The following is a 12,554-nucleotide window of genomic DNA, read 5'->3' on the forward strand; positions in this document are numbered from 1 at the left end:
GGTTTTCATATATACTTGTTTTCAATAAATTAAAGGATTTTTAATTTTTAACATAGAATATTTAATTTTGATGGTAGAATATTTATAGGGCAGCTTTTCCGAGGTGATTTTTTTGAAAAAAGTGGTGCTTGTTTCTCAGGGGGAAAATACAAGCCGAATGTTGACCAATCAGCTAAAGGATATAATCGGTGATTTGATAACGATTGAGGCGTATTCTATGGAAAAAGGTATTCCCAAAGATTTAAAAGCGGATATTATTTTACTTACCCATTATACCTTGCTGGAGGATTTGGATATTAATTTTGACGGGAAGGTCATGCTCGCAAAAAGGTCTATTAACTACAAATACCTTGACCTTATCTTGCAGCTTTCTTCCGATTTGCCGGTTTTACTGGTAAACGACACAAAAATCACCGCTGAAGAGACGGTTTTTCAAATAAAGGAGCTTGGAATAAATCATATAAATTTTATTCCGTATTATCCTGGAGCGAAAGAGTTTCCCGAGGCAGAAATAGCTGTTACACCCGGTGAAACGAAATACGTTCCGAATTATATAAAAAAAGTAGTGGATATAGGGTGCAGGTTGATTGACCTTACGACGATGGTAGATATTTTAAGGGAACTGGATTTGATGGAGGATAGGGCAAGTTACCTTTCGGCAAGGTATATCAGGGAATTAGTGGAGTTAAATAAAAATTTAATTTCTGCTCGGGATGATGTAATAAATTCCAAAAAACAGATAGAGGCGATTTTGGACCTTGTTAATGACCCGATTTTTGCTTTGGATGAAGATAAGAAAATAATATTCGCAAACAATCAAGCGAGAAAAATATTGAAAAAGCTTGACGTGGAAAAAATCTTGAATACGGGAATGGGAAATAATATAGTTAGTTTTAACGGAGAAAAAATGATAATGACTCAGGTCGCGCTGGGAAAAAGTTCGGTTATACACCTAAGGTATGCCAGCGACATAGCCGAGATGGAAGAAAAACTTCGCATGGAGGCAAAAGAAAAGGGTTTTTTTACAAAATATACGTTTAATCACATTGTAGGTAAAAGTACAGCAATTTTAAAAGCCATAGAGAAAGCTAAGAAAATTGCTTCAAGTGATTCAAATGTACTCATATACGGGGAAACGGGTACAGGCAAGGAAATATTCGCACAGGCAATACATAGCGCTTCTAAAAGGAGCAAATTTCCTTTTATTGCGATAAATTGTTCTGCATTGCCGGCAAACTTGCTGGAAAGCGAACTGTTCGGCTATGAAGAAGGGGCATTCACTGGAGCAAAAAAAGGAGGTAAACAGGGAATTTTCGAAATGGCAAATCGCGGTACAGTTTTTTTGGATGAAATCAGCGAAATTCCGGTAGAAATACAGGCAAGGCTTCTTAGGGTGCTGCAGGAAAAGGAAGTTATGAGAATAGGTGGCTACCGAATGGTGCCCGTAGATGTCCGAATAATAGCTGCAACAAACAAAGATCCTGTAAAACTTGTGAAAGAAAATAAATTCAGGGAAGACCTGTTTTACAGGTTAACTCCTTTGTTTTTATTTCTTCCTCCGCTCAGGGAAAGGGTGGAAGACGTGCCACTTTTATTTGATTATTTTATAGACCAAATCCGTTCGGTACCCCCCTGGCGCTGGAAGGATTTATCCGAAGAGGTAAAAAACATTCTGCTCGATTATTCCTGGCCCGGAAACGTGAGGGAGATAAAAAACTGCGTGGAGTACCTTTTAACCATGGCTGCGGGTATTCCAAAAGTCTACGATTTACCCGATATTATATGTTTAAAGGACGGGGAAAATAAAGATTCGTTTTTACGGGAACCGAAAATCGATGAACTTTTGATTAACGTGCTTGAAATCATAAGGCAGGGAGAGGTTAAGGGTATAAAATTGGGCAGAAACAGTATAGCCCGACTGATGTCCGAGAGAGGATTTAACGTGACGCCTTCAAAGGTGAGAAAACTTTTGCAGGATCTAAAGGAAAAGGGATATTTAATTTCTGGAAGGGGAAGGCAGGGAACCGCGCTTACACCTCAAGGAAGGGCGGTAATTGGAGGAAAATAGGCTTTAATGGGTTGTAAATAAAGCCCATTAAAGCCTATTTTTTTTATTACAAAATAAAAAATAAAAGTTTTTCTTGAGTTTTTGGGGTTTAAAAAATAACCAAAATTATGGCACGAATAATGCAAATATAAAATTAAAAAAAATCATTAAAGCCTATAGCTAAGGAGGAAATTTATGATTCACATTAAAAACGCTCATGTTTATGCACCCGAAGATAAGGGAATATGTGATGTTGTAATCGAAGCAGGAAGGATAATTTATGTGGGGGAGAAATGCGAAATAAGCGGGCCTTTTAATTTGGAAATCGTGGATTTACAAGAAAAATACCTTTGTCCTGGATTCATCGATCAGCACGTTCACATAACGGGAGGTGGCGGAGAAGGAGGACCGGAGACATCGACCCCTGAAATTTGGCTTTCCGAACTTACAAAAAACGGTGTTACAACGGTTATCGGATGTCTCGGTACGGATGGCGTGACGAGGTCAATGGCAAGGTTGTACGGTAAAGCCAAAGCCCTGGAAAATGAAGGTGTTTCTTCTTATATTTATACGGGAGCTTATCAAATTCCGCTTCCAACCCTGACGGGCAGCGTTAAATCCGATTTAATCTTTATAGATAAGGTTGTGGGGGTAGGAGAGGTGGCCATATCCGATCACCGGTCTTCCGGGATCTCCCCGGAGGAACTCGCGAGAATTGCCGGGGAAGCCCGCGTAGGAGGAATGATTGGCGGCAAAAAAGGTAAAGTGCATTTACACGTGGGAGACGGGAAAAAGGGCCTGAAAATTATATACGATGCCGCCGATTACGCGGATATTCCCCTATCTCAATTTCAGCCCACGCATTTAAACAGGAACCGCAGATTGATGAAGGAGTCCTTTGAATTTGGAATGAGAGGAGGATACTGCGACTACACCGCGGGAGAGGAGGTATACGATGAGGATGAAGTCACGGCAGCCGAAGCCGTATATGAAGCTTTAAAGGCCGGAGTACCTATGGATAACCTCACTATAAGTTCTGACGGAAACGGAAGTTTACCCGTATTTGATTCCCAAAAAAGATTAGTTGGATTGGGGGTGGGCAGCGTTTCCGCGTTGTTAAAAAGCGTTCAGGCAATGTTTTTTAAATATAAAATTCCATTGGAAATTGCCCTTTCGACCGTAACAAAGAATCCTTCAACAATACATGGGTTAAAAGGGAAAGGAGAAATAAAGGAGGGATGGGATGCGGATTTAGTTGTTTTAAATGAAAATCTGGAGATTGAGAGCGTAATGGCAAAAGGGAGGTGGATGGTAAGAAAAGGCGTTTTAGAAGTTTTCGGAACCTTTGAAAAGCATTAAAAAAATTAAAAATCAAAAGGGAGGGTTAAGCTTGCTGGGTAAGTTTAAAAACATAAATATGCCTCATACTTATGTAATCATATTTTATGTGGTTTTGGCGGCATGGATTTTGACCTTGCTTTTGCCCGTTGGAAAATTTGAAACGACAAAAAAGACATATATTCAAAATGGAAAGGAAAAAACCAGGACGGTAGTTGTTCCGGGATCCTTCCAATACGAGCTCGATGAAAAAGGCATGCCTGTTAAAAAGCCTGCTAAGATATGGGGTACAGAGGATTTCGGCGGCTACGGTTTTCTCAATTATGTTTTTGAAGGATTGGTAACGGGGGATAAATGGGGTTCTGCTGTAGGTGTGGTAGCTTTTATTCTTGTTATCGGTGGAGCCTTTGGCATAGTTTTGCGAACGGGGGCTGTGGATTCGGGCATAATGGCGATGATAGGCCGAACGCAGGGAAGGGAGTCTTTAATCATACCCGTTTTATTTGTACTGTTTTCCTTGGGCGGAGCAGTTTTTGGGATGGGCGAAGAAACCATACCCTTTGCTATGATTGTGGTTCCGATGGTTATCGCGATGGGCTACGACTCGGTGGTGGGTATATGCATAACCTACGTTGCAAGCCAGATAGGTTTTGCCACGTCCTGGATGAATCCTTTCAGCCTTGCTGTAGCTCAGGGAGTTTCCGATGTGCCGGTGTTTTCCGGGGCACCTTTCAGGATAGTAATGTGGACCGTATTTACCGCAGCGGGTTTATGGTATACCTGGAGGTATGCCCTGAGGGTAAAGGAAAATCCATTAAACTCCATCTCTTATGAATCCGATGAGTATTTCAGAAGTCAGGTAAAGGTTAATTCCGAAACTGAGAATGAAGAAGTGAAATTCACCACAGGGCATAAATTGGTATTACTTACCCTTTTGATAGGTATAATTTGGGTTGTATGGGGCGTAACAAAAAAGGGATATTACATTCCGGAAATTGCTTCTCAATTTTTCGTAATCGGACTCGTGGCGGGCATAATAGGTGTCGTCTTCAGATTAAACGGTATGACGGTAAACGATATAGCTTCATCCTTTGCTAAAGGCGCATCGGACCTTACAGGAGCAGCACTAGTGGTAGGTATGGCAAAAGGGATTCTTATAGTGCTGGGAGGCACGAGCCCTTCTGATCCGACCGTATTAAATACCATTCTAAATGCTGTTTCCCAGGGTATAGGGAAATTCCCATCTTTGCTCTCTGCCTGGTTTATGTATTTGTTCCAGTCAGTATTCAATTTCTTTGTCGTATCCGGCTCCGGGCAGGCAGCCCTTACGATGCCGATAATGGCACCGCTTTCCGACCTTGTGGGTGTTACGAGGCAGACCGCCGTTCTCGCATTCCAGCTGGGCGATGGCCTTACAAACGTAATAGTGCCAACTTCCGCATGTCTTATGGGCGTCCTCGGTGTTGCAAGGCTTGACTGGAGCAAATGGGCAAAATGGCAGATAAAAATGCAGGGCTTTTTATTCCTCCTTGGCAGCATATTCGTAATTATAGCTCATTTAATAGGGTATAACTAAAGAATCGGGGCGGATGTACATTCCGCCCCCTCCAGGAATAAAAATAATCAGGGATTAGGGGGAGTATTTCAGCTTGACGTTGATGTACAGGTTATTCAATCGCTAAGTTTTATGAAAATGCGATTAAAAAAATAAAACAAAAAAAGGAGAATATAAAATGAAGGCTTGGAGAAAAAGTTTAATATGTGTTATGCTCTTGGTGTTTATCGGGCTTTTGGCGTTTGGTGTGTGGATACCATCTAATTCAAATGCAAAGGCGCAAACGGGTGGGAGTCTGGTCATTGTAGGAGGTGCTCTCAGCGACACAAATGCTGCGGTATACAACAAGATTATTCAGCTGGCAGGTGGGGCTAATTCGGTTATAGGCGTTATACCGGTAAACAGCGCCGACCCGTACGGTTCTTACGATTTTTACAGGAATCTATTCCTTTCCTACGGAGCGGGAAATGTAGTATTAATAGACATAACAATTGACAATTACGCTACTAATGCTTACAGTCAGCAGATTGTAAATACCATAAATTCCTGCACCGGTATTTGGTTTACCGGCGGCGACCAAATGCGTGCTGTAACGGCCCTATATGATTCCAGCGGGAACATGACTCCGGCATTGCAGGCTATTTGGAATGTCTACAACAATGGGGGAGTGATAGCGGGGAGCAGCGCCGGAGCTGCGTTGATGTCAAATCCCATGATTATAGGTGGCGAAAGTTTTGATGCTTTAAGATACGGTTCAAGCTGGGGCCCCACACTGGGAAACGGTGTAACTCTTTACAGAGGACTCGGATTTTTCAGCGGAGGGCTCGTAGACCAGCATTTCCACGCAAGGGGTAGGATCGGAAGGCTTATAAGAGCTGCATGGGATTATTACTTTGACCTCGCTTTCGGTATAGATGAGGATACTGCGATGGTAGTTCAGGGTAATACCATAACGGCCTTGGGGAAGAGGGGGATTACCATAATAGATCTTACCAATGCATATAGAGATTACAGCTATAGAAACTTCAGCTTGCTCGGAATTAAAATGCACTATATTTCGAAGGGCGATACCTTTAATCTTTCAACTAAAAACATCACGCCAAATCCTGTAAAGATTAATTTAAGGGGCAATGAGTATTACAGCGGCACAATTTACACCAATGCAGTTTTTGATCCTTATACGGCTTATGATTGTTTCGTAAAACTTGTGGACAGCAAGACGGAAATCTATGCGATAGGTGAAAAATACGATAAGAAAGCAAAACTTGGGTTTAGATTGAGATGGGATAGATATTCGGATACTTACGGATACTGGCAGAGAATAGATGGCGATAGTTCTTATACCGTAATAAACGAATATTTGAAGATAACTCCCTACTAAAATTCATCATTGCGGCCCGGTTTTTTAAAAAAATCGGGCCGCATCGGGTACTTTTTGGGGAAAACTTTTAACCGATAATGAGGGGCTGATAAGATTATGATATTTAAATGGATGGCGGCAGTAAACGAGGTAAATAAAACTGACCTATTGAGCGTTGAAAATCTTTCTTTTGGTAAAATAAGCGAGCCGAAAAGAAAGGAAGTTCAGGGTGGAGGAAGAAAACCGGAAAATTCTTTTGGTGTAAATGGGATTAAAGAATTGATTAAAGGGATTATGGGAAAAGCCGAAAAATATTTGAGCTTGCTCAGCCGTCTTTCCTTTTCCGTTGAGGAAATTTCCATTGCGATGAAAAGCATTGCAGAGCAGAGCAAAGTGCTCACGGAAGCGGCAAAAAAACAAACGTCTAATATTCTTTCGACGAAAAATTTTACAAAAGACCTTTACGAAAAAATAGAAAAGACCAGTATAAATATAAAGACGGTGGTAGATAATTCAAGCAAAATTTATCAAAATATTGCGGCAAAAAAAGGTGAAGTTATATCCATTATGGAAAATCTAAATACTCTAAAGAAAAAACTTGAAATTGCCGAAAGTGCTGTAAAAAACCTTGAAGAAAGGTCAAAACGTGCGGGAGATTTAATTTCATCGGTTAAGGACATCTCCGAAGAGACTAATTTACTTGCGCTCAATGCGGCTATAGAAGCCGCACATGCCGGAGAACGGGGCAAAAGTTTTTCAGTGGTAGCATCCGAAATACGTAAGCTTTCTTACAGTACGAAGGAAGTTTCAAAAGAAGTAAGTTCACTTTTGAATCAAATTAAGGAAATAAGCAACATGATTAATATTTCCATTATCGAAGTCTTAAAAAACATCACCCAGAATTTTGATAAGCTGAGCTTAATCGTGAACTATATAAACGATATAGAAAAATACGTATATGATTCAACAAAGGAGAGCGGGAATATTGAAAGAGAGATATCCTATATTTTCAGCAAAGCTGAGGAAGTAAATGGCTTTATAGAAAATATATCCAAAGAAATTATAGAAATAGAAAACTCAACCTTTAAGGTTGATAAAGCCATCGAGGAGCAAAAGGATTATATAAGCGAACTGTTGGATATTATCAGCAAAATGGAGGACAATTACATAGAGTTGACTTCCGAAATTAATGAAAGCGAATTTTTGCAAGAAAAGGAAGAAAAATTGATACTTGTAAGCTCTCCTTACGAACCATACGTCATTTATAACGATGAAAAAGGTGAGCTGGAGGGCATAGACATAGAAATTATAAAAGAAATATTTAATAGAAGAAATATAGATGTAGTGACCCGGGTTACCACATGGGATATGTCTTTGAAAGCCATAAAAAGCGGCGTGGCAGACTTAATACCAACCGTATCTTACAAAAAAGAAAGGGAAGATTTCATCGATTTTTCAAAAGAATACGGCAAAATTTACAAAGCCATTTATTCTCTTGAAATTTCAGGTGTAAGCATTGAAAAGTATGATGATTTAAAGAAATACAAAATAGGCATAATTCAAGGATACAACTATGATGAAAATTTTTTAAATGATAGATCTATTATAAAAGATAAAAGTTTAAACGAAGATATTCTTTTTACAAAATTAATAAAAGGTATTGTTGACGCTGTTATATTAAATGAATTTGTAGGAGATTATTACTTGAAAAATAAAAAACTGAATCAGGTAGTAAGGAAAAATAAATACAAAATGATAGAAGAAACATCGTCGGATATCCGGCTGGGATTCAGTAAAAAGAAGGATTTAAGTAAATATAAGAAAATATTCGAGGAGGGTATTGAAGAAATCAAAAAGGACGGAACCTATGAGAGGATTGTAAATAAATATCTAAAATATTCTTAATATTGAGGGGGGTTATGAATGAAGAACAAAAGAATTCTTGCGCTTTTTATAATTCTTTTTTTAATGGCCTCTTTAATTATAGAAGGCTGTGCTCCAAGCGGGGAAAGTACATCAAAAGGTGGGCAACTAAAGTTTTCGATTACTACGGACCTTGCAACTCTTGATCCCCAGCACATGACCGATTCTTTTAGCTTCAGCATTGCCAATGCCCTTTACGAGGGGCTGGTGAGGGTACACAACGGCAGGGTTTTACCCGGCATCGCCAGCAGCTGGGATGTATCGGACGACAAGCTCACATATACCTTCCATTTGAGGGATGCGGTGTGGAGCGATGGGTCGAAGATAACGGCTTACGACTTCGAGTACGCCATAAAACGGCTTTTAGATCCCAAAACGGCATCAAACTACGCTTTCATCGGGTATTATATACTCAACGGAGAGGAATTTAATACAGGGAAAATTTCTGATTCCGAAATGGTTGGGGTAAAGGCGCTGGATGACAAAACTTTAAAAATTACATTAAAGGCTCCTACGAAGTATTTCGATGGTCTTTTGGGGATGGCTTCATTTATGCCGGTGAAAAAAGATTTTGTAGAACGAATGGGGGAAAAATTCGGTGCCGATGCCGATAAAGCTCTTTACAACGGGCCTTTTGTTTTGAAAGAATGGAAGCATGAACAGGAATTAGTACTGGAAAAAAATCCTAATTACTGGAATAAAGATGAGATAAAACTCAATGAGGTGAGGGTGTATATAGTTGGCGATAAGAATACAGCCTATCAGATGTATGAAAAGGGTCAGGTAGATTTTGCCGACGTTCCGGAAGCTCTTATAGAAAGTGTAATTTCCGGGGAAAATACGCAAAAATACAATACGGGCAGGGTGTATTTCATAAGATACAATATGAAATCCAAAGATAAACCCTGGCTTGCCAACGAAAACTTCCGAAAGGCCATAGGTTATGCCATAGACAGGGAAGATTTTATAAAGATGGCATTTAAAGGAGTTGCTTATCCCGCTACCAGATTCATACCCCCGGATGTGAACGGAGTGGAAAAGAAATACGTAGAAGAGTTTCCTTTGGAGTTTTACCCGTCCAAAGCTGATGTAACAAAAGCGAAAGAGTACCTTTCTAAAGCTATGCAGGAACTGGGTGTATCTGAAACAAACAAAATCGGTTTTGAACTCATGGTGGATGACACTTCCGGAACCAAGACCGGTGTAGAAATTATTCAGGATATGCTGAGAAGGAATTTGGGTATAGATGTAGAGATAAAAACGGTAACCTTCAAAGAAAGGCTACAGCGAATGAGGAATGGAGAATACGAAGTGATGATAACCAGGTGGGGGCCGGACTACAATGATCCCATGACATATCTTGAATACTGGCTTCCCGATGAGAATATGAAAAATAGCGGGTGGGAGGATCAGACTTACGATGGTATGATTAAAAATGCCGGGAAAGAAACCGATTTTAAAAAACGGGCAGAAATTATGTTTGAAGCTGAAAAATATATTTTAAATAAAGCTCCGATGGTGCCGCTTTATTTTACCCAGAACGTATGGGTGAAAAAAAGTGAACTGCAGAATCTCGTAAGAGCGCCTATAGGAGGAGTGGATATCGATTTTGTTTATGCCTTTTTAAAAAAATAATACAATAAATAAAATAATAATTTAAATTGACATATATTTTCTATTATTATATAATATGACCAAGAGGTCATGTGACTTTTTGGTCATATTTTTTTAATCATATTATGACCACTTGGTCATATAATTTAAGGAGGTATCGGATGCCTAAAAGCACTTTTTTTAATTTGCCTGAAGATAAAAGGCAGAAAATTATAGAAGCGGCTATTGACGAATTTTCCGAACACACCTATAAACAGGCGAGCGTAAACAGGATAGTTGAAAAAGCGGGGATAGCTAAAGGGAGCTTTTATCAGTATTTTGAGGATAAGAAAGACCTGTATAAATTCATTATTGAAATAAGCGCACAGCAAAAGTTAATGTATATGCAGCATATTATAAAGGATTTTGAAAAGCTTAACATTTTTCAGCTTATACGGGAACTTTATATTGCGGGGATAAAGTATGCAAAAGATAATCCCAAGCCGTTTTCTATCGGGGTTAGATTTCTAAAAGAAAAGGATAGCGAGTTATTTGACGAAATAATGGAAGATTCAAGAAAAAAAAGCGGCGATTTTTTCAAATACCTTTTGATAAAGGGAATTGAAAAAGGGGAGGTGGATCCCGCCATTGATGTGGATTTAGTGTCCATGCTCATTACTTCTTTAAGCATTGATATTTCTGAGTATTATCTAAAGACGAGGGAAGGTGAAGACCTCATGGGGATATATAACCTGGTGGATAAGATGCTTTATATTATTGAAAATGGTATTAAGGTAAAAGGAAAGGAGAATTAATATGCTTTCCGTAAAAAATCTTTATTTTTCATATACCGGTGATGAACACTATGCGGTCCGGGATTTAAGTTTCGAAATTGAAAAGGGAGAAATTTTCGGATTTTTAGGGCCCAGCGGTGCAGGAAAATCCACAACACAAAAAATCTTAACCGGGCTTCTTCCTTTACAAAAGGGTGAAGCAAGTATTGCAGGTATTAACATTAAAAAACCTACCGAGGAATTTTTCAATATTATAGGGGTATGCTTTGAGCAGCACAATGTTTATAAAAAGTTGACGGGATTAGAAAATCTGGAATTTTACAGAAGGATGTTCAGCGTGCCGACCGAGGAACCCATTAAACTTTTAAGAATGGTAGGATTAGAAAAAGACGCAAAAAAGAGGGCCGGGGAATATTCAAAAGGTATGATGCAGAGGCTAATTTTTGTGAGATCCATGATAAATAATCCCAAAATGTGGTTTTTAGATGAACCTACCTCCGGTTTAGACCCCAATACAGCAAGTATTATAAAGGAAATAATATGGCAGAAGAAAAAGGAAGGGGTAACCGTTTTTTTAACAACCCACAATATGTATATTGCGGATGAACTGTGCGATAAAGTTGCTTTTATTAACGACGGAAGGATAGTCCTTATAGATACTCCCCGAAACTTAAAATTAAAATACGGGAAAAACATGGTAAGGGTAGAATATAAGGAAGAGGGAGTTTTAAAAAGGGAATTGCTGTCAATGGAAAGCGATGAAGATAAAGAGAGATTAAGTTATTTAATTAAGGAAAAAGATATTGAAACGGTTCACTCTCAGGAAGCAACCCTTGAAGAGATCTTTATTAAGGTGACCGGTAGGGGGTTGAGTTAAGGTGTTTAAAAGATTTTGCACCCTGCTCAAAAAGGATTTAAAAATTGCGTACAGGAATTTCTTTTTTTTGATCGTTGTGGCAACGGCATTACTTTTTGCGGTATTAATCAACTACGTTTTCCCGGAGGAAATAAATATAGAGCCGAAGGTTTTTTACTATATAGAGGATAAAAGCAGTTCCTATGAAGCTTTTAACCGTGTTATTGAAAAAGCGAAGCTACAAAATAACAAAATCTTTGAGGTAAGTTCGATAAAAGAATTGGAAGAAAAAGTGAACATGGATTTCAACAGCATAGGGATGACAATAAAAAATTCTGCGAAAAAACCCGAAATAGAGTTTATATTTCAGGGACATGAAAATGAAAAAATAAGAAATGCCTTATTATTGTCCTTTAAACAGGAAATGTTGAAAAATATGAATATAAGCATGCCTGAGGTAATGACCGTAACTTTAAATAAAAAAAGGGTTGTAGAAGAAATACCCTTTAATAAAATGATGATCCCGGCTTTTATAGTAATGGAATCCATATTACTGGGTTATTTCCTGATTGCAGCTTTAATTTTTATGGAAAAAGAAGAAGGAACCATTAAGGCGCTTTTTGTCGCACCGGCAAAAATTACCGAATACCTTTTTTCAAAAGTAATTTTAATGGTTATCCTTGGTATTATTTCTTGCTTAATTTTAACACTTCTCACGATAGGGTATACAGTAAATTATATTTGGTTAATGATTTATTTAATTTTTGGGAGTGTTGCCGCAGCTTTGCTGGGATTGATATTGGCAAGCTTTTTTGACAACATTTCTCAGGCCAGCGTATGGATCATTGCGGTAAGCGTGTTATTTTCCCTGCCTTTCCTTTCATACTTTTATCCCAGTTTTGCTCCAAATCTGGTAAGGGTTATTCCTACCTATTATTTACTCTTTACCGCAAAAGAAATTATTTTTCCAACGGGGAATTCAAGTATTGTATGGACTGGGATGATGGGTCTGGTTATTTTTAATATAATAGGTTTTATCCTCACAGTAAAACTGTATAGAAAATACTTGCTATTGGAATAGGAGGTGA

The 12,554-nt window shown here is 38.7% G+C and carries 9 protein-coding genes; all 9 read left to right on the top strand.

The genetic code is table 11. The features are described 5' to 3' along the window. Window positions 1-121 precede the first annotated feature (121 nt). A complete protein-coding gene (locus ATZ99_RS10510) occupies window positions 122-2,068 on the top strand; it encodes a sigma-54 interaction domain-containing protein (protein ID WP_245641382.1) in 1,947 nt (648 codons plus the stop codon). A gap of 174 nt (window positions 2,069-2,242) precedes the next feature. After that, window positions 2,243-3,406, top strand: a complete 1,164-nt coding sequence (iadA, locus tag ATZ99_RS10515) for a beta-aspartyl-peptidase (protein ID WP_068749191.1) — start codon at window positions 2,243-2,245, stop codon at window positions 3,404-3,406. 58 nt (window positions 3,407-3,464) lie between these two features. Continuing rightward, entirely contained in the window at window positions 3,465-4,961 is a 1,497-nt protein-coding gene (gene yfcC / locus ATZ99_RS10520; RefSeq protein WP_068749220.1) for a putative basic amino acid antiporter YfcC, read from the top strand. 157 nt (window positions 4,962-5,118) lie between these two features. Further along, the gene (locus ATZ99_RS10525) at window positions 5,119-6,321 is read left to right on the top strand and encodes a cyanophycinase (RefSeq protein WP_068749192.1); all 1,203 of its coding nucleotides are present in this window, start codon (window positions 5,119-5,121) and stop codon (window positions 6,319-6,321) included. Window positions 6,322-6,417: 96 nt separating this feature from the next. Further along, window positions 6,418-8,205, top strand: coding sequence for a methyl-accepting chemotaxis protein (locus ATZ99_RS10530; RefSeq protein WP_068749193.1), 1,788 nt, complete (start codon window positions 6,418-6,420; stop codon window positions 8,203-8,205). An 18-nt stretch (window positions 8,206-8,223) separates the two neighbouring features. Next, the gene (locus tag ATZ99_RS10535; protein WP_068749194.1) at window positions 8,224-9,858 is read left to right on the top strand and encodes a peptide ABC transporter substrate-binding protein; all 1,635 of its coding nucleotides are present in this window, start codon (window positions 8,224-8,226) and stop codon (window positions 9,856-9,858) included. 140 nt (window positions 9,859-9,998) lie between these two features. Further along, window positions 9,999-10,631, top strand: a complete 633-nt coding sequence (locus ATZ99_RS10540; RefSeq protein WP_068749195.1) for a TetR/AcrR family transcriptional regulator — start codon at window positions 9,999-10,001, stop codon at window positions 10,629-10,631. Between the two features lies 1 nt (window position 10,632). Further along, a complete protein-coding gene (locus tag ATZ99_RS10545) occupies window positions 10,633-11,487 on the top strand; it encodes an ABC transporter ATP-binding protein (RefSeq protein WP_068749196.1) in 855 nt (284 codons plus the stop codon). Between the two features lies 1 nt (window position 11,488). Continuing rightward, the gene (locus ATZ99_RS10550; RefSeq protein WP_068749197.1) at window positions 11,489-12,547 is read left to right on the top strand and encodes an ABC transporter permease; all 1,059 of its coding nucleotides are present in this window, start codon (window positions 11,489-11,491) and stop codon (window positions 12,545-12,547) included. Window positions 12,548-12,554 lie beyond the last annotated feature (7 nt).

This window comes from Thermovenabulum gondwanense, from assembly GCF_001601575.1.
GTDB classification, from domain to species: domain Bacteria; phylum Bacillota; class Thermosediminibacteria; order Thermosediminibacterales; family Thermosediminibacteraceae; genus Thermovenabulum; species Thermovenabulum gondwanense.